This is a genomic window from Leclercia tamurae, from assembly GCF_025566055.1.
GTDB lineage: Bacteria > Pseudomonadota > Gammaproteobacteria > Enterobacterales > Enterobacteriaceae > Enterobacter > Enterobacter tamurae.
Map to the genome: position 1 here is coordinate 79,990 of NZ_JAMHKS010000072.1, position 25,096 is coordinate 105,085.

Below are 25,096 nucleotides of genomic sequence, written 5' to 3' on the forward strand. Positions count from 1 at the left end.
CGTAAAATCCTGCCCATCGCTGTTTTGAGGGATCCTTATGAACGATGGGACGGACTACCGCGCCATTCTTACTTCCGACACGCCAATAATTGATGTGCGTGCCCCCGTGGAATTTGCCCAGGGCGCCATGCCTGCGGCTATCAACCTGCCGTTAATGAATGACGACGAGCGTGCCGCCGTGGGCACCTGCTATAAACGCCAGGGGCCGGAGGCGGCCCTTGCCCTCGGCCATCGGCTGGTGAGCGGCGAGACACGTAATCAGCGCCTCGAGGCCTGGCGCACCGCCTGCCTCGCGCAACCCCAGGGGTATCTCTGTTGCGCCCGGGGCGGGCAGCGCTCGCACATCACGCAGTCGTGGCTGAAAGAGGCTGGCGTCGATTACCCGCTGATCCGCGGGGGCTACAAAGCCCTGCGCCAGGCGGCAATACAGGCCACCGTCGAGCAGGTGCAGAAGCCGACCGTACTGATTGGCGGCTGTACCGGCAGCGGCAAGACCCTGCTGGTGAAGGCCCGTCCTGACGGAATCGATCTGGAAGGGCTGGCGCACCATCGCGGTTCGTCGTTTGGCCGCACGCTGACGCCACAGCTTTCGCAGGCCAGCTTTGAAAATCATCTCGCGGTGGAGCTGCTGAAAAAAGACGCCACGCGCTGGGTGCTGGAAGACGAGGGGCGAATGATTGGCTCTAACCATCTGCCGGAGTGCCTGCGTGACCGCATGGTGCAGTCGCCGATTGCGGTGGTGGAAGATCCGTTCGAGGTGCGCCTGGAGCGTCTGCGGGAAGAGTATTTCGAGCAGATGTGGCAGGCCTTTCGTACCGCGCGGGGTGAAGAGGCGGGCTGGATTGAGTACGGTGAGTACCTGCACCACGGCCTGTTTGCCATCCGCCGTCGGCTGGGGTTACAGCGTTTTGCTGAATTAACGGCCCTGCTGGATAGCGCGCTCGTCGAGCAACAGCGCACAGGTGATACCGAAGCGCACTTTAGCTGGCTGGCACCGCTGCTGAATGATTATTACGACCCGATGTATCGCTTTCAGCTGGAGAAGAAGGCAGACAAGATTGTTTATCGTGGGACGTTTGAGGACGTAGCTGGCTGGCTGAGTCGTTGAAAAAAGCCGGATGCGCTAACGCTTATCCGGCCTACATATTCTACCCGACTATCCCCTCTCCCTTTTAGGGAGAGGGTTAGGGTGAGGGTTAGAAGTCGTAACGCAGACGCACCAGGTTCATATCGCCCAGATCGTCGGTGCTGGAGGTGAACACGTGCTCGTAATCGACACGGAAACCGTAATCCAGCTGGACGCTGATACCCACGCCGTTGTCGATGCGCTGGTAGTTACGGCCATTCATGGTCTCGATACGATCGCCCATGAAGTAAGGCTGGATGGATTTCACCGCATACTGACCAATCGGGAATTTATAGCCCGCAAAGTACTCAATCCCCCACGCATCGCCCGCGAAGTAGTCGTTTACTGACACTTTTTTGCTGGTCATAAAGTTCTGATACCAGCCGCCGCCTGTGGAGAAGGTCCAGTTGTCCGGGGTCCAGCTCAGCGCGGTACCGAGGATGTTCTGATCCCAGGACTTGCTGTCGCCGTTATCCGGGTTACGCATGTCGGCGCGGGTGTAGTTCCAGGCCGCGCCCCAGGTCAGGTCGGTGGTCAGACGATAATCCACACCCAGCGAGCCGCCGCCTTTACGCTTGTAACGCAGGCCGTTGCCCGGCAGATATTCGCTGTCTTCGAACAGGTAAGAGGCGTAAATGTCCGCATCACCGAGGGTTTTCTTGTACTTCAGCATCTGGCGTGAACGGTAAGAGCCGTCGTAGTCGCCGTTGATGCCGTTACCCGGTGCCTGGCCGATCATGTCGTAGTCCCAGATATCGGTTTTCGCGCCCACCACATCATAGTAAACGCTGTTCTGCTGGCCGAAGGTCAGAGTACCCCAGGTGTCGCTTTTCAGGCCGGTGTAGAGCATACGGCGGGAGGTGTCGTGCGCACCGTCGGCATGGTGATTGTCCCAGTTGAACTGGGCCGGAATGTTCACGCCCAGCTCGTAATAGCTGATCCAGCTGATGTCATCAAACAAGTAGTAATCTGCTGCGAAACGGAAGCGGGTGCCGCCGTCAAAGCCGTTACGCTTGTAGCTGTTCTTGCCGTCGTCGCCGGTCATGTTCTGGAACTGAGGACGGATACTGCCACCGACGGTGAAATTCAGACGGCTCAGCGGGTTACCCGCCTGCGGATCCTGCTTCAGTACGGTGATTTCAGCCTGGGATGCAAAAGACGCCAACGCCACTGCTGCGCCGATCGTTACCGCCAGCGCTTTTTTAGTTATGGTCATTATTTTTCCTTGATAGACACACTGCCATTTATTTAGCAGGTGAATATTAACCAGGATTTATCTGCTCGTGTTGCCCGGTTTTTAATGATTTGTGCCACTAAAACGCAAGGAATTATCTTTTTATGCTACTTAAGTGGAACGCGCCGGTATATTAACCGGCGCGTGATGATTGCGGAGGGGGATTAACCGGAGAACTGACGGAACAGGGCTTTGCCTTTCAGCAGACGGGCACCCAGCCAGCCGCCGCACAGCGAGAGCATTATCGCTCCGCAAAGGGGCAGGATCACCCACAGGCGCCAGTCCGGCTCCCACGGGAAGTCGAACACCCGGGTCTGCAGCACCGCCAGCGCGGTTTCAGCCCCAATGGCCGCCACCAGGCCTGCCACCAGCCCCAGCAGGGCAAACTCGCTCCACAGGGTGGTACGCAGCAGCTTTTTGCCTGCTCCCAGGGTGCGATAGACCACCAGCTCCTGATGACGCTGACGCATCCCGACCTGAACCTGAGCCAGCAGCAACAGCACGCCGCAAATCGTCACCAGCACCACCATCACCTCCAGCGCCCGGCTGACCTGCTCCAGCACCTGGCCGACCTGTTTAAGGATCGCCCCGATATCCAGCAGACTGATGGTCGGGAACTCGCGGTTAAGCTGGGTGAGCATGCCGTTGCCGTTCTCCCAGCGGAAGCTGGTCAGCCAGCTCTGGGGCTGCCCGTCCAGCGCTCCGACCGGGAAGATAAAGAAGAAGTTCGGTCGCAGGCTCTCCCAGTCGACCTTGCGCAGGCTGGTGACCTTAGTGCTGAAGTCCTGGGTATCGCCGGTAAAGGTCACCGTATCCCCCAGCCCGACGTTGAGGCGTTTCGCCAGCCCCTCCTCCATCGACACCTCCCCCGCTTTCGGCGGCCAGCTGCCGGCAGTGATCGGGTTATGATCCGGGCGTTTATCCTGCCAGGTCAGATTGAGTTCGCGGTTAAGCGATTCATCTTTGTTGCCCTCGGTCGTCTGACCGTTAATCTGGGTCAGACGCGCCCGCACGATGGGGTAGTACGACTCGGGGATAATCTGGTGCTCCGCGAGGAACGCTTTCAGCGGCGCGATCTGCTCCGGGGCGATGTTGATCAGGAAATAGTTCGGGCTCTCCGGCGGGAGCTGCTGTTGCCAGCGATCCAGCAGGTCGCCGCGCAGCACCAGCAGCAGCGCCAGCAGCATGAAGGACAGCGAAAACGCCGACAGCTGGCTGAGGGTCGACCACGGCTGGCGCAGCAGGCGGTTCACCGCCAGACGCACCGGCAGGGATTTCACCGTCAGCCCTTTCAGGACGCTGAGCAGCATCCAGCCCAGCACGCCGCACAGCAGCGCCAACACCACCGCCCCGGCCAGTACCGCCCACAGCAGCATGCTGCCGCCCATCAGCCAGGCGAGCAGCGCCACAACCACCGCGACGATAACCGGCAGGTAAAACTTCAGCGGCCAGACGCTGGCGACCACATCCCGACGCAGGACGCGCAGGGGCTGGGTTGCCAGCAGCAGGCGATACGGGCGCAGCCCCACCAGCAGGGAGATAACGATCATCGCCCCAATCGCCCACAGCCACGGCCACAGACTCGCAGGCGGCAGCGCGGCAGGCAGCACCGGCCTGAGCAGCACCATCAGCACTTTTTCAAACAGCAGCCCCATCGCCCCGCCGGTGATGGCAGAGAGGGCAAGCACCATCAGCCACTGGCCGACGATCAGCTTGCGCAGCTGCGCCCGGCCCGCTCCCAGGGTTTTGAGGATCGCCACCAGGTCGTAGCGGCTGCGGCAGTAGTGGCCCATCGCCACCGCCACTGCTGCAACGGCCAGCAGCAGGGTCAGCAGCGCCGAGAGCAGCAGGAACTGCTGGGAACGCTCCAGCGACTTGCCGAGCGCGCCCTCTTCCTGCTCCATCCCGGACCAGCGATGCTCCGGCTTCAGCTGCGGCAGGAGCCACTTCTCGTAACTTTCCAGCTGAGCAGGCGTGCCGCCAAACTTAATGCGCCAGGTGACGCGACTCCCGGGCTGTACCGCCCCGGTTTTGGCCACATCCGCGGTGTTCATCAGCAGGCGCGGCGCCATCTGGAAGGGGTTAAATCCGGAATCGGGTTCCTGAACCACCTCCCCGGCAATTTTCAGGGTGGCATCGCCGACGTCGATGCTGTCACCGGTTTTTAAATTCAGCAGCGCCATCAGACGCGAGGCCAGCAGCACCGTGCCCGGGGCCGGTTTCAGGCCCGGGGGGGCAGTCTGCAAATCGCCGTACAGCGGATAGAGATTATCGACGGCCTTTACGCTCGCCAGCTGCGGGGTGTCGGCGGCAAAGGTCATGGTCTGGAAGCTCAGCTGCTCGCTGACCTTCAGCCCCGCTTTTCTCGCCTCATCAAGCCACGCCTGCGGCACCTCGCGGGAGCTGCGCAGCGTCCGGTCGCCGGCCATAAATTCGCGGCTCTGCTGGCTGAGCCCCTTTTCCATCCGATCGCTGACGCTGCCGAGGGCCAGCACGCAGGCCACCGCCAGGCTTAACGCCAGCCAGACGATCAGCAGCGAGGGGGAGCGCCATTCGCGCCAGAACCAGCGGGCAATCATGCTTCCTCCCTCAATTCACCGTTCACCAGGCGCAGACGGCGGTCGCAGCGGGCCGCCAGCTGCGGGTCGTGGGTGACGAGGACGAGCGTGGTGCCATGCTCGCGGTTCAGAGAAAACAGCAGATCGGCAATTTTATCCCCGGTCTGGCGATCGAGGTTGCCGGTGGGTTCGTCGGCAAAGAGTACGTCCGGACGACCATTAAAGGCCCGGGCCAGCGCCACGCGCTGCTGCTCGCCACCGGAGAGCTGTGCCGGAAGGTGATCGAGGCGTTTGCCCAGCCCCAGCTGCTCCAGCAGCGCTTTGGCACCTGCCCGGCTCTGGCCGGTACTTTCACCGCGCAGCAGCCCCGGCAGTTCGACGTTCTCCAGCGCATTGAGAGTGGGGATCAACATAAATGACTGGAAAACAAAGCCTATATGCTTCGCGCGCAGGGCGGCGCGCGCCTCTTCATCAAGCGCATGCAGCGGTTGCCCGACCAGGTGGACCTCACCGCTGCTGCCGTCATCCAGACCGGCAAGGATCGCCAGCAGGGTGGATTTGCCGGAACCCGACTCACCAATCAGGGCGATGCTCTGCCCGCGTTTGACAATGAGTTCAACTCCGGTAAGGATGGAAAGCTCGTGCTCACCCTGACCCACGGACTTCTTAAGATGATGAACTGCAACAATGTTTTCCGCTGGCATTTGCCCTTCCTGTTTCTGATTCTGATGACATTTCGCGCCGCGGCGGCGGACACGTTATTAATTCTGGGCGACAGCCTCAGCGCGGGCTACCGGATGGCGGCCAGTGCCGCCTGGCCTGCGCTGCTGAACGATAAATGGCAGACTAAAACGACCGTTATCAACGGCAGCATCAGCGGCGATACCTCCCAACAGGGGCTTTCGCGCCTGCCTGCCCTGCTGAAACAGCATCAGCCGCGCTGGGTGCTGGTAGAGCTTGGCGGCAATGACGGTCTGCGCGGATTCCAGCCTCAGCAGACCGAACAGACCCTGCGCAAAATTTTGCAGGATATCCGCGCCGCCAATGCACAGCCGCTGTTGATGCAAATTCGTCTGCCCGCCAACTACGGTCGTCGGTATAATCAAGCCTTCAGCGCGATATATCCGAAGCTTGCCAAAGAGTTCGATGTTCCGCTGCTGCCCTTTTTTATGGAAGAGGTCTACCTGAAACCGCAGTGGATGCAGGATGACGGTATTCACCCCAATCGGGACGCACAGCCGTTTATTGCCGACTGGATGGCAACCCGGCTGGCTCCCTTAGTTAAACATGACTCGTAATTCAGCGGAGATCCTGACAGGTAAAGTTATGCAAAAATCGGTCTTAATAACAGGATGTTCCAGCGGAATTGGCCTTGAAAGCGCCCTTGAACTGAAGCGTCAGGGATTCTGGGTGCTGGCCGCCTGCCGCAAACCCGAAGACGTTGAACGGATGAACGGGATGGGTTTTACCGGCGTATTGCTGGATCTGGATTGTACCGACAGCATTGAGCGCGCCGCCGAAGAGGTGATTGCCCTCACCCATAATCGTCTGTACGGGCTGTTTAATAATGCCGGTTTCGGCGTTTACGGCCCGCTGCAGACCGTCACCCGCCAGCAGCTTGAACAGCAATTTTCCGCCAACTTTTTTGGCGTCCACCAGCTCACCATGCGTCTGCTGCCTGCCATGCTGCCGCATGGCGAAGGGCGGATCGTGATGACCTCCTCGGTGATGGGGCTGATCTCCACGCCGGGACGCGGGGCTTACGCCGCCAGCAAATACGCCCTGGAAGCCTGGTCGGATGCGCTGCGCATGGAGTTGCGCCACAGCGGCATTAAGGTGAGCCTGATTGAGCCCGGCCCCATCCGCACCCGTTTTACCGACAACGTCAATCAGACCCAGGCCGACAAGCCGGTAGAAAACCCCGGTATTGCCGCACGTTTTACGCTCGGCCCGGAGGCGGTAGTCGCCAAAGTGCGCCATGCTTTTGAGAGCAAAAACCCTAAAATGCGTTATCCGGTCACCCTTGTGACCCATGCCGTCGGCCTGCTGAAGCGCCTGCTGCCCGGCCGGATGATGGACAAAATTTTACAGGGCTGAGTTGAAGCCACGCGCCACGCCCCCATGTAAATTAAAACTCATAACCGAGAATGCCGCATGTCCGTACAGAATATTGTCAACATTACCGAAGCCAACCTGCACCAGACCCTTGAACAGTCGATGACCAAACCGGTGCTGTTCTACTTCTGGTCTGAACGTAGCCAGCACTGTCTGGAGCTGACGCCAGTGCTCGAGAAGCTTGCGGCCCAGTACAACGGTCAGTTTATTCTGGCAAAACTGGATTGCGACGCCGAGCAGATGATCGCCTCACAGTTTGGCCTGCGCGCCATCCCAACGGTGTATCTGTTCCAGAATGGTCAGCCGGTAGATGGCTTCCAGGGTCCACAGCCGGAAGAGGCGGTTCGCGCCCTGCTGGATAAAGTGCTGCCGCGCGAAGATGAGCTGAAAGCGCAGCAGGCAGCGGCCCTGATGGCCGAAGGCAAGCATGACGACGCCCTGCCGCTGCTGAAAGAGGCCTGGGAGCTCTCCGGTCACAACAGCGAAACCGGCCTGCTGCTGGCGGAAACGCTGATTATCTTAAAACGCTCCGAAGATGCCGAAGGCGTGCTGAAGACTATCCCGCTGCAGGATCAGGACACCCGTTATCAGGGCCTGGTAGCGCAGATTGAACTGCTGAAGCAGGCCGCGGACACCCCGGAAATTCAGCAGCTGCAGCAGCACGTCGCCGCCAACCCAGCCGACGCCGCGCTGGCCAGCCAGCTCGCCCTGCAGCTGCATCAGGTGGGTCGTAACGAAGAGGCGCTGGAACTGCTGTTCGGCCATCTGAAAACCGATCTGGCTGCCGCTGACGGTCAGGCGCGTAAGATGTTCCAGGAAATTCTGGCCGCGCTCGGCACGGGTGACTCCCTGGCCTCGACCTATCGCCGTAAGCTTTACGCCCTGCTGTACTGATCCTCTGGTCAAGTCATTCATCGGGCCCCGCCATTTTTAGCGGGGCTTTTTTATGTCTGGATCCTGCCCGCCCGGTTGATTCGGCGCGAAGTTGGCCCTGTTTGTCGGTATACTTGTGGGTAACAAACGAACAGTTGTTATCGCCACATGGAATACAAAACAGGAGGTTTTATATGTTCATCGTCATCCCCATTCTGATCTTCGTCGCGCTGGTCATCGTTGCCGCCGGGGTCAAAATCGTGCCGCAGGGCTATCAGTGGACGGTTGAGCGTTTTGGTCGTTACACCAACACCCTGCAGCCGGGCTTAAGCCTGGTGGTGCCCTTCATGGACCGCATTGGTCGCAAGATCAATATGATGGAGCAGGTGCTGGATATCCCCTCCCAGGAGGTGATCTCCAGGGATAACGCCAACGTCACCATCGACGCGGTCTGTTTTATTCAGGTGATTGACGCACCAAAAGCGGCCTACGAGGTGAGCAACCTTGAACTGGCGATTATTAATTTGACCATGACCAACATCCGTACCGTGCTGGGTTCCATGGAGCTGGACGAGATGCTCTCCCAGCGCGACAGCATTAACACCCGCCTGCTGCATATCGTCGATGAAGCCACCAACCCGTGGGGCATCAAAGTCACCCGCATCGAAATTCGCGACGTGCGTCCGCCCGCAGAGTTGATCACCTCCATGAACGCCCAGATGAAGGCCGAGCGAACCAAACGCGCCTACATCCTGGAGGCTGAAGGGATACGGCAGGCGGAGATCCTGAAGGCCGAAGGGGATAAACAGTCGCAGATCCTCAAAGCCGAGGGCGAACGCCAGTCCGCGTTTTTACAGGCCGAAGCCCGGGAACGTTCTGCTGAAGCGGAAGCCCGTGCCACCCAGATGGTCTCGGAGGCAATTGCCGCCGGGGATATCCAGGCGATTAACTACTTCGTGGCGCAGAAATACACCGAAGCATTGCAGCAGATCGGCTCCGCGGATAACAGCAAAGTGGTGATGATGCCGCTGGATGCCAGCAGCCTGATGGGCGCCATCGGCGGCATTGCGGAACTGATCAAAACCAGCGGCAACGAGCGCAAATTATGATCGAGACGATCGCGCTTCATCCGCATGTCTTCTGGCTGAGCCTTGGTGGCCTGCTGCTGGCGGCTGAAATGCTCGGCGGCAACGGCTACCTGCTGTGGAGCGGCGTGGCGGCGGTGATCGTCGGGCTGCTGGTATGGATATTGCCGTTCGACTGGGCGTGGCAGGGGGCGCTGTTTGCGGTGCTGACCCTGACGGCCGCCTGGCTCTGGTGGCGCTGGCTCTCAAGGCAGGTGCGCAGGCAAAAGCCCGCCGATGCCCGCCTCAACCAGCGCGGACAGCAGCTGGTGGGGATGCAGTTTACCCTGGATACCGCCCTGGTGAACGGGCGCGGTCATATGCGCGTCGGCGACAGTTCGTGGCCGGTCATTGCCGAAGACGATCTCAGCCCCGGCACCAAAGTTGAAGTAGTGGCTGTGGAAGGGATCACCCTTCGCATCCGGGCCCTTTCCCGATAAGAACAGGAATAGCATGATGGTCAGGAAGACAACGCTGGCAATCAGCGTTAGCGCATTACTGGCGAGCGCCGCCCCGGCATTCGCCTCGTTTGATATGGAAGACTGCAACTGGAGCGATGAGCACTGCCTGCTGAAAGGCGATCCGGTGCTGATCCCCGGTAACGACTCCCGCGACAACCTGCTGCGTCTGCTGAGCGAAGCCAAATCCTTCCCCCTGCCGGTGCAGTCGATGCCGGCAGATATCACCCGCTCCCGGGATGTCTACTTTGCTTATCATCTGGAGTGGGATGACCTGGAGGCACCGGCCAGCGCAACGGCGGATAAACCGGCTGGAGAGAGCCTTCTCAGCCAGCAGCTGGCCACATTGCAGCTTGAGCCCGTCGAAACGCAACAGGACGGCGAGCAGGAAAACCGCTTCGTCTCGAACAGTGCCGACAGCCTCAGCCAGTTTTTTGCCGCGCTGCTGGCCGACGACTCCCTGACGGCGGAACAGCGCCATGCGCTGGGCCAGGCGCGTCTGGGGCTCTACTCTGGTGCCACCGACGAGCAGATTTCCGCCTCCCTGGCGACGCTCCCGGCGGGATCCTCTGCCCTGCTGTATAAAACCTATCTGACCGGAGCGGCCCATTTTTATGCCGGGGATTACGCGGGTGCGGATCGGGCCTTTACCTCGCTTGTCGACAGCGATCGTCCGTGGCTGGCAGAGACCGCCAGCTATATGCTGATGCGCACGGTGTTGAACAAAAGCAGCCAGAACAGCATGGGCGAGTACGGCGATTTTGATATCGATCGCATCGACCGCCCGGCCGCTGAACAGGCACAGAAAGCCGCTCAGGCCTATCTCCAGCGCTGGCCGGAGGGGTGTTATGCTGAGTCGGCGCGCGGCATGCTGCGTCGCATCAACTGGTATCTGCAGGCCTGGCCGCAGCTGGCGGGTCTGTATGAGCAGCGGTTCCAGCAGGCTGGCGATGCAGAGGCGCTGCGTGGGCTGGTGATTGAATACGATAATGTCTACGGCATGCAGTTCAACGGTCGCGCCGTGCGGGAGGCCTTCCCCGATGCGCCGCTGATCAGCTATATCGAACTGCTGCGCGCCCTTCGTCTGAACAGCGATGAGAAACCGACCCTGACGCAGGAGGATCTCAACGCCAGCAAACCGGCGTTTGAACAGAGCGGCAAGCTGGCGCTGTGGCGCAATCTACAGTTGAACCTGTGGCAGGCGACGGGTAACCAGGCCGCTATTCTTCAGGCCGTCAAACCGGCGGAAAAACGCCCGACGCACGATATTCTCGCCTTCAGCGAGCAGGTGCTGTACGGCGACGCGCTGATGGTGCAGAAGCAGTGGCCCCCGGCGCGCGATTTCTGGCTGAAACTGCTGAAACGCAGCCAGGATCCTGAACAGCAGCAGTATGTGCAGGCCAGACTGGCGGCGACCCTGGTCTTTAGCGGCAATACCGAGGCGATTTTTGCTCCGGATAGCGCCGTCACCAGTCTGCGTTATCGCTCCCGGGTGCTGAAAGCGGTGGCTTCGCCTGAGCGGTTACGCCGGCAGGCCAGCGAGGGGCCCAACAACGAAGAGCGTACCATTGCGCTGCATACCCTGCTGGTGCGCGATTTGACGGAGAACCGCTTTAGCGACTGGTTAAATGACAGAAAGCTCGCCAGCGCCATAACGTCACCCGTGGTGGGCAAGGCCTTTGACGATGTTAACCTGAGCACCTTCGACTGGAGCGGCGAGGCCACCGAAGCCGGTTACGTCTGCCGTAGTCTGGATAAAACCGTGCAGGTTCTCAGCCAGAACGCCAAAGATGCCCATGCCCTGAACTGTCTGGGCGAGTTCTTCCGCACCTCGAATACCCATGTCGATCTGTGGAAAGACAGCGCGGGCAACGGCGTGCTGGAGGCGGCGATCCACCGCAAAGCACCCTACGGGCAGTTCAACAGACAGGCTTACTACCAGCAGGTCATCGCCTCACCGAAGGCGGAGCATGAAGATAAGAGCTACGCGCTCTATCGGGCCATCATGTGTTACGCCCCGTCCGGCTATAACGAGTGTGGCGGACCAGAGGTGGACAAAGCCCAGCGCAAAGGCTGGTTCTCGCAGTTGAAAACGCAGTATCCGGGCAGTCCGTGGGCGCAAAAACTCAAATACTACTGGTAGCAGCGCTGCTTTCCGGACAGGCGCAGGCGGCGGATATCGTCACCGCCCGGGAGCACCCTGCTTTCTGGCTCTGGTCGGGGGTGAAGGCCAGCGACGCGTTGCAAGAGGCGCAAACGGTCTATCTCCATCAGGGTGAAGTGCTGGCCCGGCCGAATGAGGTAGTGTTTCAGCGCCTCGGCCTGCCGGTCAGCCGCCTGACCTTTCCCTCCATCTGGCTGACCGTGCGCTTTACCACCCTTGAGGTGCCACCAGCCATCGTGCCGAGAATTGTCCGCCTGATGCAGCGCTGGCAGGCTGCCGGGAATCAGGTGGTGGGTTTGCAGGTCGATTTTGATGCCGCAACCCACCAGTTGACGGACTACGCGCGCTTTCTGCGGGCACTACGCCAGCAGCTGCCGCCCGAGTTTTCGCTGGGGGTAACCGGGCTGCTGGACTGGGCGAAAACCGGGGATGTCGCCACGCTGAACGCGCTGGCGGTGGATGAGCTGGTGATCCAGAGCTATCAGGGCCGCCATACGGTAGAGAATTATCAGGCTTATCTGCCCGCGCTCTCCCGGCTGCGTATTCCGTTTAAGCTCGGGCTGGTCCAGGACGGCAAACGGGACGTTCAGGCCGAAGCGCAGCTCCAGCGCTCCCCCTGGTATCGCGGGACGGTGGTGTTTATGCTCAACCCGGCTCGCGGTCAGGCCTTCGCCTTGCGGTGACAGCAGCCGGAGAGGTTATCGATGATCGGGCAGTCGGCGCTCTCATCCCCCGGACAGCTTTCGGCGAGCGCCAGCAGCTGATCGCGCATCGCCTGTAATTCCAGGATATGCCGTTCAATTTCGGCCACCTTCTCCAGGGTCCGGCTTTTCACATCGGCGCTGTGCCGGGCGGGATCGTTAAACAGGTTCACCAGGTCGCCGCACTCATCCAGATTGAACCCCACCTGACGGGCCTGGCGCAGCAGCGTCAGTTCATCGAGGTGCTTTTGCGTATAGCTCCGGTAGCCGTTCTCACTGCGCAGCGGCGGCGTCACCAGCCCCTTCTCTTCGTAAAAGCGGATCGCTTTGCTGGTTAAGCCGGTTTTTTTGGCAACATCACTGATATTCACGTTTCCCCCTTGACCTTCCCCTTGATGGAAGGTTTAACCTTCATAACAGTTAGATGAAAGTGTCCCTCCGGTCAATATCTGGCTGGAGATTTATAAGGAGTATTCGTATGTCTCACACCATCGATCTGACACTGGACGGCCTCTCCTGCGGCCACTGTGTCAAACGCGTCAAAGAGAGTCTGGAGCAACGTCCGGACGTTGATACCGCAGAGGTCACCATCGACCACGCCGCCGTGACCGGCAGCGCCAGCGCCGATGCCCTGATCGACACCATTAAACAGGCCGGTTACGGCGCGGTGTTAAGCCACCCAAAGACTGATCCGCTGACAGCGTCAACAACGCCGTCGGAAGCACTGACAGCGGCCCCCTCTGAGCTTCCGGCAGCTCACGACAGTGATGACAGCCAACAGCTGTTGATCAACGGCATGAGCTGCGCCAGCTGCGTGACCCGGGTCCAGAACGCCCTCCAGGCGGTACCGGGTGTGGCACAGGCACGGGTCAACCTGGCGGAACGCACTGCGCTGATTATGGGCAGTGCCTCCGCCGCTGATTTAGTCCAGGCCGTTGAAAAAGCGGGCTACGGTGCCGAGGCGATTGAAGACGACCTCAAGCGCCGGGAGCGCCAGCAGGAGACCGCCATCGCCACCATGAAACGTTTTCGCTGGCAGGCGATTGTTGCCCTGCTGGTGGGGATCCCGGTGATGGGCTGGGGAATGCTCGGCGACAACATGATGGTCACCGACGACAACCGCACCCTGTGGCTGGCGATCGGCATTCTCACCCTCGGGGTGATGATCGTCGCCGGCGGCCATTTTTATACCAGCGCCTGGAAGAGCCTGAAAAACCGCACCGCCACCATGGACACGCTGGTGGCGCTGGGTACTGGCGCGGCGTGGCTCTACTCGATGAGCGTTAACCTCTGGCCGCAGTGGTTCCCGATGGAAGCCCGCCACCTCTATTATGAAGCCAGCGCGATGATTATCGGCCTGATTAACCTCGGCCATATGCTTGAGGCGCGGGCCCGTCAGCGCTCCTCGAAAGCGCTGGAAAGATTGCTCGATTTAACCCCGCCGACCGCCCGGGTGGTGACGGAAAATGGTGAACAGAACCTGCCCCTGGCGGACGTTCAGGAAGGCATGATCCTGCGCCTGACCACCGGCGATCGCGTCCCGGTAGACGGGGAGATCACCCAGGGCGAAGCCTGGTTTGACGAAGCGATGCTTACCGGCGAACCGGTGCCGCAGCAGAAAAGCGACGGAGAGAGCATCCACGCCGGTACGGTGGTGCAGGATGGCAGCGTCCTGTTCCGCGCCAGTGCTGTCGGCAGCCACACCACCCTGTCACGCATCATCCGTATGGTGCGTCAGGCCCAGAGCAGCAAGCCGGAGATCGGCAAGCTGGCGGATAAAATTTCCGCCATCTTCGTGCCGGTGGTGGTCGGGATTGCCCTGTTCAGCGCCGCTATCTGGTATTTCTTTGGCCCCGCGCCGCAGATCGTCTACACCCTGGTGATCGCCACCACGGTGCTGATCATCGCCTGTCCGTGTGCCCTGGGGCTGGCGACGCCGATGTCGATTATCTCCGGCGTGGGTCGTGCCGCGGAATCCGGGGTATTGGTGCGCGACGCTGACGCCCTGCAGCGGGCCAGCACCCTGGATACGCTGGTGTTTGATAAAACCGGGACCCTCACCGAGGGTAAACCGCAGGTGGTCGCCGTCGAGACGACGGGCGGGATTGATGCAGCCGAGGCCGTGCGCCTCGCCGCCGCGCTCGAACAGGGTTCCAGTCACCCGCTGGCGCGGGCGATTCTGGAGAAAGCAGACACCGCGTTACCGCAGGTGAATAACTTCCGCACCCTGCGCGGGCTGGGGGTCAGCGGGGAGGTCGATGGCCGCACCCTGCTACTGGGCAACCAGGCGCTGCTGGCAGAAAACGGCATCGACACCGGGGCGCTGGATGCGCAGCTGCAGGCCCATGCCGCGCAGGGCGCGACTCCGGTGTTGCTGGCGGTGGATGGTCAGATTGCGGCGCTGTTTGCCGTTCGCGATCCGCTGCGCGCTGACAGCGTTAGCGCACTGCAACGCCTGCACCGCGCGGGCTATCGTCTGGTGATGCTCACCGGTGACAACGCCGTCACCGCTCAGGCTATCGCCCGCGAGGCCGGTATTGATGAGGTGATCGCCGGGGTGCTGCCGGATGGCAAAGCGGACGCAATCATCAAACTGCAGGGCCAGGCTCGCCAGGTAGCGATGATTGGCGACGGCATTAACGACGCCCCGGCGCTGGCCCAGGCGGATGTCGGGATTGCGATGGGCGGCGGCAGTGATGTGGCTATCGAAACGGCGGCCATTACCCTGATGCGCCACAGCCTGATGGGGGTGGCCGACGCGCTCGCCATCTCGAAAGCGACCCTGCGTAATATGAAGCAGAACCTGCTGGGGGCCTTTGTCTATAACGCCATCGGCATTCCAGTCGCCGCCGGGATCCTCTGGCCGCTGACAGGGACGCTGCTCAACCCGGTGGTTGCCGGTGCCGCAATGGCCCTCTCCTCGATTACCGTGGTGAGCAATGCCAACCGCCTGCTGCGCTTTAAACCCAAAGCGTAACAAGGTGCATAAGACAAGGACGTCTTGCACCGCCCCTCCCCACGCGCTAGCATGAATTTTTCCCTTCATGGAGCGCGTATGAGTCTGTTTCAACGTATAAAAGCATCGTTTCGCGCCCTGTTCCCCCGCCGTTATCGCTGGCCGGGCCTCGATATTTCCCTGCCCGGCGGGCAGCATCTGCATCTGGTCGGCAGCATCCATATGGGCACCCGGGATATGTCTCCTCTGCCCGAGGGGCTGATCGCCAGGCTGCGTCACGCCGATGCGCTGATCGTGGAAGCGGATATCTCCGGGAATGAGTCGCCCTTCGAGGGGCTGGCGGTCCCGCCTCCGCTGAATGAGCGTCTCAGCGCCAGTCAACTGGCCGAGCTGGAGCGGCTTGCTGATGAGCTTGGATTATCGCTGTCCATGCTGGAGAGCCAGCCGCTGTGGCAGATCGCGATGGTGTTGCAGGCCACCCAGGCACAGCGTCTGGGGCTGCGGGGGGATTACGGCATTGATTACCAGCTGTTGAATGCCGCACGCGCGCAGCAGCTGCCCATTATCGAGCTGGAAGGGGCCGACAATCAGATTGCCCTGCTGCGCCAGATGCCGAACGACGGATTACTGCTGCTGGAAGATACCCTGACTCACTGGCATACCAACGCGCGCCTGCTGCAGACCATGGTGAGCTGGTGGCTGGATTCGCCCCCTGTCGTTGACCGGCTGGCGCTCCCGGCGACCTTCAGCGAATGGCTGTATGACATGCTGATGCACGAGCGTAACCAGGCGTGGTGCGAGAAACTGCACGCGCTGCCTGCGGGACGCTATGTGGTAGCGGTGGGGGCATTACATTTGTACGGCGAGGGAAATTTGCCGTCGTTGCTGAGATAAAAAAGTGGCCAATATTTCTATTGGCCCGTCAAAGAGGAATTTCATCGTTGTTATTATGCCGGAGGAGACCCCCGGTTGAGCCGATTGTCGCTCAAAGTGACCATCACTGCCAACACTATATGCGCAAGATGGTGCTATTTTTTAGCCTCTTCTGAGGCGTATGCTTAGGGCGTTTATTGTCCGGGCTAAGAAGGATTGCTATGACTCCCGCCGTTAAATTACTCGAAAAAAACAAAATCACTTTCCGGATCCATACCTACGACCACGATCCGAACGAAACCAATTTTGGCGATGAAGTGGTACGTAAGCTGGGGCTGAATGCCGACCAGGTTTATAAAACCCTGCTGGTGGCGGTCAATGGCGATATGAAGCACCTCGCCGTGGCAGTGACGCCGGTTGCCGGGCAGCTGGATCTGAAGAAAGTGGCGAAGGCACTGGGCGCCAAAAAAGTGGATATGGCCGACCCGATGGTGGCCCAGCGCACGACGGGTTATCTGGTGGGGGGGATTAGCCCGCTGGGGCAGAAAAAGCGCCTGCCGACGCTGATTGATGCGCCCTCTCAGGCTTTTGAGACGATCTATATTTCGGGCGGCAAGCGCGGGCTGGATATTGAGCTGGCGGCCAGCGATCTGGCCAAAATGCTCGATGCGCAGTTTGCAGATATTGCGCGTCGGGAGTAAAAAACGCCGGGTAAGCGCAGCGCCACCCGGCACAACAGCTCCGTTACTCCCAGTTCACCTCACCTTTCGGTTCATAGGCGTTCACATCCAGCGGCGAGTTCTGCTGGATGTACTGCTTCAGCACCTCGGCGTCGATAAAGCCGGTATTCACATAGCCTGGTTTATCATCGATGTGCGGATAGCCATCGCCGCCGGTGGCGTTAAAGCTTAACGTCGCCATACGGTAGGTTTTCGCCGGATCAACCGGTTCGCCTTTGATTTTCAGGTCGTTGAGTACCCCGCCCTTCGCCACAAAGCTCACGTTGGCGAACTGCGGATAGGCCCCGGAGTCAGGCTTCATCTGCGCCACCGCGGTCAGATAGTCCGTCACCTCTTTGCCGCTCATATCGACATACACCAGCACGTTGCCGAACGGCTGCACCTTGAGCACATCTTTATAGGTAATATCGCCGCCCTCAATGGAGTCGCGGATCCCACCGCCACTCATCACCGCAAAATCGGCATTGGTACGCGCCATTTGTGCGGCCAGCACCAGATGACCCATGTTGGTCTGCACGAAACGCACCTTGCTGCGATCGCCTTCCAGCCTGCCGGTAAGCGTGCCGATCTTCACATCCAGCTGCGCCTTGCCCTTATTCTGGAACGGTGACAGCAGGGAGAGCATCTGCGGGTTTTCCGCAATTTCCGGGGTATAGAGAACACGCTCGCTCTGGCCGTTATCGTAAGTCACCTTCTTCTTCAGGTTGACCGGGATCAGCTGGTAGTGCACCAGCTTCATCTCGCCATTACGGAATTCGAAATCCGCGCGGCCTACGTATTTGCCCCACTCATGAGCCTGCACAATCCAGATCCCGTTCTGCTTGTCCGGCGCGCACGGGGTGCCCGGCACGTAATCGACCTGCTTTTTATTCTCTGAGGCCATGCAGACCGGATCCTGAGAGTGACCGCCGACAATCATCGCCAGCGAACCCGCCGGCAGGCTGCGCGCCATCTCAACATCGCCCGGAGCGTTCGAGCCGTGGTCGCCATTATCGTAATGACCCATGTGGGTGGTGGCGATAATCACGTCCGGTTTTTCGTTCTGCTGTAATTCCTGGATCACCAGCTTCGCTTCGTCGGCCGGTTTACGGAATTCGATATCGGTAAAATATTCCGGGTTGCCAATTTTGGCCGTGTCATCGGTGGTCAGCCCCACCACGGCAATTTTAATATCCTGGCGTTTGAAAATGGCCCAGGGTTTAAATAAACGCTCCCCGGTGCTTTTCTGGTAAATATTGGCGGAGAGGAACGGGAATTTGGCCCACTTCTCCTGCTGTCGTAATACGTCGATAGGATTATCAAACTCGTGGTTACCGACGGCCATCGCATCGTAGCCAATCAAATTCATGCCGCGAAAATCGGGCTCCGCATCCTGTAAATCCGATTCCGGCACGCCGGTATTAATGTCGCCGCCAGAGAGTAACAGCACGCTGCCGCCCTTCGCCGCGACCTCTTTACGGATCCCATCCACCAGCGTCTTCTGCGCCGAGAGGCCATACTCGCCGTATTCGCTGCGCCAGAAGTGGCCGTGATGATCGTTGGTATGCAGGATAGTGATGTTATAGGTTTTATCCTGCTCCCAGGCCTGAGCAGGCAGGCTTAACAGACCGCACGCCGCGATGATTGCCAGCGCGACGCCTCGCTTCATTAACTTCATTTCTTCACTCCCTGATCCATAGACAAAGGCAAAAATTACAGCGAGTAAGCAGAATAGACAACTTTGTTTTCAGAATTGCGACTTTCCTCAAATGTCGGGGAAAGGTATGTTAGGCGGATAATAATTACATCCTGCACTTCCTATAACAATCGACGTGGTATTTATGGCAATCAGTGAATCTACTCCACCGGTGTCGGCTGCTAAGGCTCGCACCTCATTTGGTATTCTCGGCGCAATCAGTCTTTCGCATCTGCTTAACGATATGATCCAGTCGCTTATTCTGGCGATCTATCCGTTATTACAGTCCGAGTTCTCTCTTACCTTTGTCCAGATCGGCATGATCACCCTCACCTTCCAGCTGGCGTCGTCGCTGTTGCAACCGGTGGTGGGATACTGGACGGATAAATATCCGATGCCCTGGTCGCTGCCGATTGGCATGTGCTTTACCCTGAGCGGCCTGATCCTGCTGGCGATGGCGGGCAGCTTTGAGGGCGTGTTAGTGGCCGCCGCGCTGGTGGGTACCGGCTCGTCGGTCTTCCACCCCGAGTCGTCCCGCGTGGCACGCATGGCCTCCGGTGGCCGTCACGGGCTGGCGCAATCGCTGTTCCAGGTGGGCGGTAACTTCGGTAGCTCCCTCGGCCCGCTACTGGCGGCGGTGATTATCGCCCCGTACGGTAAAGGTAACGTGGCCTGGTTCGTGCTGGCCGCTTTGCTGGCCATCGTGGTGCTGGCGCAGATTAGCCGCTGGTATGCTGCCCAGCACCGGGTTAATAAAGGCAAACCACAATCGCCGGTGGTTAATCCCCTGCCGCGCGACAAGGTGATTCTGGCCGTCAGCATCCTGCTGATGCTGATTTTCTCCAAATACTTCTACATGGCGAGCATCAGCAGCTATTACACCTTTTATTTGATGGAAAAATTCGGATTATCGGTACAAAACGCCCAGTTTCACCTCTTCGCCTTCCTCTTTGCGGTGGCCGCAGGGACGTTTATTGGCGGGCCGCTGGGGGACAAGATCGGGCGTAAATATGTGATTTGGGGCTCTATCCTCGGCGTAGCGCCTTTCACCCTTATTTTGCCCTATGCAACCCTGTGGTGGACGGGGATTTTAACCGTGATCATTGGTTTTATCCTCGCGTCTGCCTTTTCTGCCATTCTGGTGTATGCCCAGGAGCTGTTACCGGGGCGTATCGGCATGGTTTCCGGGCTGTTTTTTGGATTTGCCTTTGGGATGGGTGGCCTTGGCGCGGCGGTATTAGGGCTGATTGCAGACCATACCAGCATCTTTTTGGTCTACAAAATCTGTGCTTTCCTGCCACTTCTCGGGATGTTGACCATATTCCTGCCTGATAACCGGCATAAAGCCTGATTTATCCGCGGTCAAACTCCAGGTTTGGCCGCAACCTCCCCTACTGCCATAAGCCTTTCTTAGCACAGCCTCGCAAAAATCGTCCTGTTCTGCTTCCGTTTAACCCTTATTGCTGTTTTACTCAAATTTCAATAATTATTCATAAACATAATCATTAAATTTGTCATAAACTATTACTCGGCTTTTTGGTTTTGAACCAAAAATGGATTAACTCAGCAACGAAAGGAGACGGAATGCATCACGCCACACCGCTTATCACCACCATTGTCGGTGGACTTGTACTCGCATTTATACTCGGCATGCTTGCCAACAAACTTCGCATTTCGCCTCTGGTGGGCTATTTATTAGCTGGCGTGTTAGCCGGTCCTTTTACCCCAGGTTTTGTTGCTGATACGAAACTTGCCCCGGAGCTGGCGGAGCTTGGCGTGATCCTGCTGATGTTCGGTGTTGGTTTGCATTTCTCCCTGAAGGATTTGATGGCGGTAAAGGCGATCGCCATTCCTGGCGCGATCGCCCAGATAGCCGTGGCGACGTTGCTGGGTATGGCGCTTTCAGCGATGCTGGGCTGGCCGCTGATGACCGGCATTGTATTTGGTCTCTGTCTCTCCACCGCCAGTACCGTGGTGCTGCTGCGCGCGCTTGAAGAGCGACAGTTAATTGACAGCCAGCGAGGGCAGATCGCCATTGGCTGGCTGATTGTTGAAGATCTGGTGATGGTCTTAACCCTGGTGCTGCTGCCTGCGGTCGCCGGGATGCTCGAAAAAGATAACGTCGGCTTTGCCACCCTGGCCCTGGATATGAGTATTACTATCGGGAAGGTGGTGGCCTTTATCGCCATTATGATGCTGGTGGGTCGCCGCCTGGTGCCGTGGATCCTCTCCCGCAGCGCCGCTACCGGCTCCCGCGAGCTGTTTACCCTTGCGGTGCTTGCGCTGGCGCTGGGTATCGCCTTTGGCGCCGTCGAGCTGTTTGATGTCTCCTTCGCTCTGGGTGCCTTCTTCGCCGGGATGGTGCTGAACGAATCGGAACTGAGCCACCGTGCCGCCCACGATACCCTGCCCCTGCGCGACGCCTTTGCGGTGCTGTTCTTCGTCTCCGTGGGGATGCTGTTCGACCCGCTGGTGCTGATTGACCAGCCGCTGGCGGTGCTGGGCACCCTGGCGATCATCATCTTTGGTAAGTCGGTTGCCGCGTTCTTCCTGGTGCGTCTGTTCGGCCACTCGCCGCGTACCGCGCTGACCATCGCTGCCAGCCTGGCGCAGATTGGTGAGTTTGCCTTTATCCTGGCCGGACTGGGTATGGCGCTGGATCTGCTGCCGCAGGCCGGACAAAACCTGGTGCTGGCGGGGGCGATCCTCTCGATTATGCTCAACCCGGTATTGTTCGCGCTGCTGGAAAAATACCTCGAGAAAACCGAAACCCTCGAAGAGCAGACCCTGGAAGAGGCGACGGAAGAAGAGAAACAGATCCCGGTGGATATCTGCAACCATGCCCTGCTGGTCGGCTTTGGCCGCGTCGGTAGTCTGTTAGGTGAGAAACTGATGGCGCAGGGAATTCCGCTGGTGGTGATTGAAACCTCCCGCACCCGGGTGGACGAGCTGCGCGAGCGCGGGATCCGTGCGGTGCTGGGCAATGCGGCGAACGAAGAGATCATGAATCTGGCGCATCTGGACTGCGCACGCTGGCTGCTGCTGACCATCCCTAACGGTTACGAAGCCGGTGAGATTGTGGTCTCTGCCCGCGAAAAATACCCGCATCTGGAGATAATCGCCCGGGCGCATTATGACGACGAAGTGGAATACATTATGGAGCGCGGCGCGAATCAGGTGGTGATGGGCGAGCGTGAGATTGCCAATACCATGCTGTCGCTGCTGGAGAAACCGCCGGTTGAAGCGGTGGTGACGGGGTAAAAAAAGCCTGCTGGCGCTTCGCTTAGCAGGCCTACGTTGTAGCCCCGGCAAGCGCAGCGCCGCCGGGGAATTCTGCTATCGATCCCAGTAAGACTCTTCCAGACTATCTTCTCTTTCCGGCAGGCCGCGCGTCAGACGCGGCGAGTGCTGGTTCAGCACCTGATAACTCACGCGGTTCGCGTACTTACACACCTGGGCCAGCGAGGAATAGGTCAACCAGGAGAACTTGTGTTTGCTGGAGTTCGGCACGTTGGTGCGGTGGAAGGCGTTCGCGGTGATATCGTGCAGCAGCGCCGCCAGCGCGCCGTCGCCTGCCCCATTGGTGTTCATGATCTTCTCCGGCCCGCCCATGTACGGGGCGATGTGGGAGAAGATGCGCAGCGGGTTGACGCAATCTTTGTGGCGCATGGCGCGGCTGAATTCAAACTGGTTGAACTCGGCAATCGCCCCTGGCAGCAGCGGATGCTGGGTTTTGCGCTTCGCCTCTTCTTCGGTGAAGCCGGCCATATACAAACCGACCGGCCCGGCGGTGCAGAGCACCAGATCGACCCAGTCCAGCGCCTTGTCAGACGCCAGGAGCGGATCGCTCTCGCCGGTCAAGGCTTCAGCCTCTTCTTCATTCATCGCCAGAATCGAGACATGCTCTTTCAGGAACGCCTGCCACCACTCGGGGTTATCGGCGATAACGAATTTGGTGCCCAGCGTCAGGACCACCGGCACGTTGTACTTCTTCGCGTACTCTACCGCCTTCATGGTCGCTTCCGGCATCGGCTCGCCCGGCTTGCAGCGCACCAGATAGGAGGTCAGCACCAGCGCTGATGCCCCGGCAATCACCTCTTCCGGGATGCTCTCGGCGCGCAGCTTGTTCATGTGCCCCGGGCTGATGGCAAAGGTCCGCTCCCCGGATTCCCCGATCAGCGTAAAGCAGCGGCCAATCGCCCCGTCCACGCCCTGCAGGTAGTTCAGATCGGTACGGCTGGAAGTGTTGCAGAGATAGCGGTAGGCGTAGCTGCCAATTTCGATGTTGCTGCACATCACGCCCAGCAGCACGGAGCGGTCATCAGCCAGCACGGAATAGTTGTGCATGGTGTTGCCGATGGTACCCCCGGCAAACTGATGGGTGATCAGGTTATTCCGCACCAGCTCCTGATACAGCGCTTCCGCCACATCATCTTCGATCACCAGAGAGTGTCCGGCGCTCAGGCCGTAACGCGCGACAAACGCATCGTCCACTTTTGCTTCGATATCCACCAGCGTCTGATCGATACCCACCACCCAGGCGGCGTTGGTCTCATTTTCCGGCTGAATTTGCTGCAGGAGCGGATCGCGGGCGTTAACGGGGAAGTAGTGTTTGGATTTGCGTTTACCGGGAAATTTCATGTTCTGGGCTACGAGTGACGGTTGGGCCGGAAATGGTAGCATAAACCCGGCCCGGAGTGCGATTAGCGGCTGTTGGTCACCAGGGAGACCATCATCTCGATGTGTTCAGGGTCGTCGTTCAGCGCCGGAATGTACTCATACTTTTCCCCGCCCGCTTCGAGGAAGAACTCCCGGTTTTGCACCGCGATCTCCTCCAGCGTCTCCAGACAGTCTGCCGCAAAGCCCGGCGACATCACCTGAATATGTTTCACTCCCTTCTCACCCAGCATTTTGAGGGTCTCGTCGGTATAAGGGGTCAACCACGGCTCGCGGCCAAAGCGCGACTGGAAGGTCATCATCACCTTCTCCGGTGGCAGGCCAAGGGCGGAGACCAGTTCACGGGTGGTATCGCGGCAGCGCTGCGGGTAGTCATCCCCTTCGTCGGCAAATCGCTGCGGAATACCGTGATAGGAGAGCAACAGCAGATCCGGCTCGCCGTGTTTTGCAAAGGAGGCGCGGGCGCTGCTGGCAAGGGCGTTGATATACATGTCGTTATCCGCGTAGTCGCGAATAAAGGTCACGGAAGGAATACGGCGGCGGGTCGCCAGAATACGTGCCAGCTCGTCCCAGACGGCGGCCACGGTGGAGCAGGAGTATTGCGGATAGAGCGCCAGCACCACGATATGGTCCACGCCCTGCGCCAGCAGTGCAGTGACGGCGCTTTCCAGCGACGGTTTACCGTAGCTCATACCGAGCACAACGGGCGTATCCGGCAGACGGGCGGCGAGCGCTTTCTCCTGACGACGGCTGTAGACCATCAGCGGCGAGCCCTCTTCCATCCAGACGGACTGATAGAGTTTTGCCACGCGCGGGGAACGGATCGGCAGGATCACGCCGCGCAGCAATGGCCACCACAGCAGGCGTGGGGTATCCACAACGCGCGTATCGCTCAGAAACTGACGCAGATAACGGCTGACCGCTGCGGGGGTTGGGGCTTCGGGGGTACCTAGATTGGCAAGCAGGATGCCGGTTTTCGCCTGACTCATTCACGCCTCATAACCTTTTAACAGGCTGATAAGTGTATCTGAAAAGTGCGTAAACGGAACCAATTGCAGTAAGAGGTAAGATGAGAATTTTTCTCACCCGGGAAACCGGGTGAGAGAGGTGCGATTAGCCGAGGATTTTTTCCAGCTCTGCACGGACTTCTGCGACAGGCTTGGTGCCGTCGACTTTGGCGTATTTGGTGTTACCCGCCTGCGCTTCTTTCGAGTAGTAGCCGATCAGCGGAGCAGTCATCTGATGGTACTCCACCAGGCGCTTACGCACGGTCTCTTCCTGATCGTCTTTACGGGTGGTCAGCTCTTCGCCGGTCACGTCGTCTTTGCCTTCAACCTTAGGCGGGTTGAATTTGATGTGGTAAACGCGGCCAGAAGCAGCGTGTACGCGACGACCAATGATACGGTCAACGATCAGTTCGTCCGGTACGTCGAACTCCAGCACGTAATCCACGTTGATGCCCGCTTCTTTCATGGCATCAGCCTGAGGAATGGTACGTGGGAAGCCGTCCAGCAGGAAACCGTTGCGGCAATCTTCCTGAGTAATGCGTTCTTTAACCAGAGCGATCACCAGCTCATCGGTCACCAATTTGCCGGCGTCCATAATGTCTTTCGCCTGTTTGCCCAGCTCGGAGCCAGATTTAACAGCGGCACGGAGCATGTCACCGGTAGAGATTTGCGGAATACCGTATTTCTCCATGATGAACTGAGCCTGAGTTCCTTTACCCGCGCCCGGAGCGCCAAGCAGAATAATACGCATTGCGAAAATCCCCTCAAAAGTTGGTTCAATTTTTCAAAAGCGCTAAACAATACCATCAGAACGG

Annotated in this window: 21 protein-coding genes; 13 read left to right on the top strand and 8 right to left on the bottom strand. The window is 59.2% G+C overall.

What is annotated here, in order from left to right; genetic code table 11:
• The first annotated feature begins 37 nt into the window (after positions 1 to 37).
• Positions 38 to 1,108 carry a tRNA 2-selenouridine(34) synthase MnmH gene (gene mnmH, locus M8318_RS10655; protein WP_262662487.1) on the top strand — a complete coding sequence of 357 codons (1,071 nt, stop codon included), beginning with the start codon at positions 38 to 40 and terminating at the stop codon, positions 1,106 to 1,108.
• An 88-nt stretch (positions 1,109 to 1,196) separates the two neighbouring features.
• Here the strand turns inward: mnmH and M8318_RS10660 are convergent, their stop codons facing one another.
• The 3 genes from M8318_RS10660 to ybbA all read right to left on the bottom strand — a co-directional run bounded on the left by M8318_RS10660 (position 1,197) and on the right by ybbA (position 5,622).
• Positions 1,197 to 2,342, bottom strand: a complete 1,146-nt coding sequence (locus M8318_RS10660; RefSeq protein ID WP_262662488.1) for a porin — start codon at positions 2,340 to 2,342, stop codon at positions 1,197 to 1,199.
• A 182-nt stretch (positions 2,343 to 2,524) separates the two neighbouring features.
• Positions 2,525 to 4,939 carry a putative ABC transporter permease subunit YbbP gene (ybbP, locus tag M8318_RS10665; RefSeq protein WP_262662490.1) on the bottom strand — a complete coding sequence of 805 codons (2,415 nt, stop codon included), beginning with the start codon at positions 4,937 to 4,939 and terminating at the stop codon, positions 2,525 to 2,527.
• A complete protein-coding gene (ybbA, locus tag M8318_RS10670; protein WP_262662491.1) occupies positions 4,936 to 5,622 on the bottom strand; it encodes a putative ABC transporter ATP-binding protein YbbA in 687 nt (228 codons plus the stop codon). Before ybbA ends, ybbP begins: the two co-directional genes overlap by 4 nt.
• Here ybbA and tesA point away from each other — a divergent pair.
• The 7 genes from tesA (at position 5,590) to M8318_RS10705 (ending at position 12,335) form a co-directional block, all read left to right on the top strand.
• Positions 5,590 to 6,216: a multifunctional acyl-CoA thioesterase I/protease I/lysophospholipase L1 gene (gene tesA / locus M8318_RS10675; RefSeq protein WP_262662493.1), complete on the top strand. Its 627-nt coding sequence runs from the start codon at positions 5,590 to 5,592 to the stop codon at positions 6,214 to 6,216. The two genes, ybbA and tesA, sit on opposite strands and share 33 nt — an antisense overlap.
• Positions 6,206 to 7,015 carry an SDR family oxidoreductase gene (locus tag M8318_RS10680; RefSeq protein WP_166181762.1) on the top strand — a complete coding sequence of 270 codons (810 nt, stop codon included), beginning with the start codon at positions 6,206 to 6,208 and terminating at the stop codon, positions 7,013 to 7,015. Before tesA ends, M8318_RS10680 begins: the two co-directional genes overlap by 11 nt.
• A 57-nt stretch (positions 7,016 to 7,072) precedes the next feature.
• Entirely contained in the window at positions 7,073 to 7,927 is an 855-nt protein-coding gene (locus M8318_RS10685; protein ID WP_106992213.1) for a co-chaperone YbbN, read from the top strand.
• A 173-nt stretch (positions 7,928 to 8,100) separates the two neighbouring features.
• Positions 8,101 to 9,015 carry an SPFH domain-containing protein gene (locus M8318_RS10690; protein WP_262662496.1) on the top strand — a complete coding sequence of 305 codons (915 nt, stop codon included), beginning with the start codon at positions 8,101 to 8,103 and terminating at the stop codon, positions 9,013 to 9,015.
• Positions 9,012 to 9,470: an NfeD family protein gene (locus M8318_RS10695; protein ID WP_262662498.1), complete on the top strand. Its 459-nt coding sequence runs from the start codon at positions 9,012 to 9,014 to the stop codon at positions 9,468 to 9,470. Before M8318_RS10690 ends, M8318_RS10695 begins: the two co-directional genes overlap by 4 nt.
• Positions 9,471 to 9,486: 16 nt before the next feature.
• The gene (locus M8318_RS10700) at positions 9,487 to 11,631 is read left to right on the top strand and encodes a hypothetical protein (RefSeq protein ID WP_262662705.1); all 2,145 of its coding nucleotides are present in this window, start codon (positions 9,487 to 9,489) and stop codon (positions 11,629 to 11,631) included.
• Entirely contained in the window at positions 11,601 to 12,335 is a 735-nt protein-coding gene (locus tag M8318_RS10705; protein ID WP_262662500.1) for a DUF3142 domain-containing protein, read from the top strand. Before M8318_RS10700 ends, M8318_RS10705 begins: the two co-directional genes overlap by 31 nt.
• Here M8318_RS10705 and cueR read toward each other — a convergent pair.
• Positions 12,314 to 12,724 (bottom strand): Cu(I)-responsive transcriptional regulator, encoded by a 411-nt coding sequence (gene cueR, locus M8318_RS10710; RefSeq protein ID WP_106992209.1) that lies wholly within the window; start codon positions 12,722 to 12,724, stop codon positions 12,314 to 12,316. The genes M8318_RS10705 and cueR overlap by 22 nt on opposite strands.
• 107 nt (positions 12,725 to 12,831) lie before the next feature.
• Between cueR and copA the strand changes: the two genes are divergently transcribed.
• From copA to ybaK, 3 genes are all read left to right on the top strand, one after another.
• Positions 12,832 to 15,330, top strand: coding sequence for a copper-exporting P-type ATPase CopA (copA, locus tag M8318_RS10715; protein WP_262662501.1), 2,499 nt, complete (start codon positions 12,832 to 12,834; stop codon positions 15,328 to 15,330).
• 78 nt (positions 15,331 to 15,408) lie between these two features.
• A complete protein-coding gene (locus M8318_RS10720; protein WP_262662502.1) occupies positions 15,409 to 16,203 on the top strand; it encodes a TraB/GumN family protein in 795 nt (264 codons plus the stop codon).
• A gap of 200 nt (positions 16,204 to 16,403) precedes the next feature.
• Entirely contained in the window at positions 16,404 to 16,883 is a 480-nt protein-coding gene (gene ybaK / locus M8318_RS10725) for a Cys-tRNA(Pro)/Cys-tRNA(Cys) deacylase YbaK (RefSeq protein ID WP_262662503.1), read from the top strand.
• A 43-nt stretch (positions 16,884 to 16,926) separates the two neighbouring features.
• On the opposite strand, the gene ushA is transcribed toward ybaK, so the two are convergent.
• On the bottom strand, positions 16,927 to 18,579 hold the full coding sequence (ushA, locus tag M8318_RS10730) for a bifunctional UDP-sugar hydrolase/5'-nucleotidase UshA (RefSeq protein WP_262662504.1): 1,653 nt from the start codon (positions 18,577 to 18,579) through the stop codon (positions 16,927 to 16,929).
• 163 nt (positions 18,580 to 18,742) lie between these two features.
• Between ushA and M8318_RS10735 the strand changes: the two genes are divergently transcribed.
• Entirely contained in the window at positions 18,743 to 19,948 is a 1,206-nt protein-coding gene (locus M8318_RS10735) for an MFS transporter (RefSeq protein WP_262662506.1), read from the top strand.
• A 233-nt stretch (positions 19,949 to 20,181) separates the two neighbouring features.
• A complete protein-coding gene (ybaL, locus tag M8318_RS10740) occupies positions 20,182 to 21,858 on the top strand; it encodes a YbaL family putative K(+) efflux transporter (RefSeq protein WP_262662508.1) in 1,677 nt (558 codons plus the stop codon).
• Positions 21,859 to 21,933: 75 nt separating this feature from the next.
• Here ybaL and M8318_RS10745 read toward each other — a convergent pair whose 3' ends face one another.
• From M8318_RS10745 to adk, 3 genes are all read right to left on the bottom strand, one after another.
• The gene (locus M8318_RS10745; RefSeq protein WP_166181754.1) at positions 21,934 to 23,238 is read right to left on the bottom strand and encodes an inosine/guanosine kinase; all 1,305 of its coding nucleotides are present in this window, start codon (positions 23,236 to 23,238) and stop codon (positions 21,934 to 21,936) included.
• A gap of 62 nt (positions 23,239 to 23,300) precedes the next feature.
• The gene (hemH, locus tag M8318_RS10750) at positions 23,301 to 24,263 is read right to left on the bottom strand and encodes a ferrochelatase (protein ID WP_262662511.1); all 963 of its coding nucleotides are present in this window, start codon (positions 24,261 to 24,263) and stop codon (positions 23,301 to 23,303) included.
• Between the two features lie 124 nt (positions 24,264 to 24,387).
• Entirely contained in the window at positions 24,388 to 25,032 is a 645-nt protein-coding gene (gene adk, locus M8318_RS10755) for an adenylate kinase (protein ID WP_106992193.1), read from the bottom strand.
• Positions 25,033 to 25,096 lie beyond the last annotated feature (64 nt).

Coding starts and splice junctions, on each gene's coding strand:
- mnmH (WP_262662487.1), top strand. CDS start 38: ATGAACGATGGGACGGACTACCGCGCCATTCTTACTTCCGACACGCCA.
- M8318_RS10660 (WP_262662488.1), bottom strand. CDS start 2,342: ATGACCATAACTAAAAAAGCGCTGGCGGTAACGATCGGCGCAGCAGTG.
- ybbP (WP_262662490.1), bottom strand. CDS start 4,939: ATGATTGCCCGCTGGTTCTGGCGCGAATGGCGCTCCCCCTCGCTGCTG.
- tesA (WP_262662493.1), top strand. CDS start 5,590: ATGATGAACTGCAACAATGTTTTCCGCTGGCATTTGCCCTTCCTGTTT.
- ybbA (WP_262662491.1), bottom strand. CDS start 5,622: ATGCCAGCGGAAAACATTGTTGCAGTTCATCATCTTAAGAAGTCCGTG.
- M8318_RS10680 (WP_166181762.1), top strand. CDS start 6,206: ATGACTCGTAATTCAGCGGAGATCCTGACAGGTAAAGTTATGCAAAAA.
- M8318_RS10685 (WP_106992213.1), top strand. CDS start 7,073: ATGTCCGTACAGAATATTGTCAACATTACCGAAGCCAACCTGCACCAG.
- M8318_RS10690 (WP_262662496.1), top strand. CDS start 8,101: ATGTTCATCGTCATCCCCATTCTGATCTTCGTCGCGCTGGTCATCGTT.
- M8318_RS10695 (WP_262662498.1), top strand. CDS start 9,012: ATGATCGAGACGATCGCGCTTCATCCGCATGTCTTCTGGCTGAGCCTT.
- M8318_RS10700 (WP_262662705.1), top strand. CDS start 9,487: ATGGTCAGGAAGACAACGCTGGCAATCAGCGTTAGCGCATTACTGGCG.
- copA (WP_262662501.1), top strand. CDS start 12,832: ATGTCTCACACCATCGATCTGACACTGGACGGCCTCTCCTGCGGCCAC.
- M8318_RS10720 (WP_262662502.1), top strand. CDS start 15,409: ATGAGTCTGTTTCAACGTATAAAAGCATCGTTTCGCGCCCTGTTCCCC.
- ybaK (WP_262662503.1), top strand. CDS start 16,404: ATGACTCCCGCCGTTAAATTACTCGAAAAAAACAAAATCACTTTCCGG.
- ushA (WP_262662504.1), bottom strand. CDS start 18,579: ATGAAGTTAATGAAGCGAGGCGTCGCGCTGGCAATCATCGCGGCGTGC.
- M8318_RS10735 (WP_262662506.1), top strand. CDS start 18,743: ATGGCAATCAGTGAATCTACTCCACCGGTGTCGGCTGCTAAGGCTCGC.
- ybaL (WP_262662508.1), top strand. CDS start 20,182: ATGCATCACGCCACACCGCTTATCACCACCATTGTCGGTGGACTTGTA.
- M8318_RS10745 (WP_166181754.1), bottom strand. CDS start 23,238: ATGAAATTTCCCGGTAAACGCAAATCCAAACACTACTTCCCCGTTAAC.
- hemH (WP_262662511.1), bottom strand. CDS start 24,263: ATGAGTCAGGCGAAAACCGGCATCCTGCTTGCCAATCTAGGTACCCCC.
- adk (WP_106992193.1), bottom strand. CDS start 25,032: ATGCGTATTATTCTGCTTGGCGCTCCGGGCGCGGGTAAAGGAACTCAG.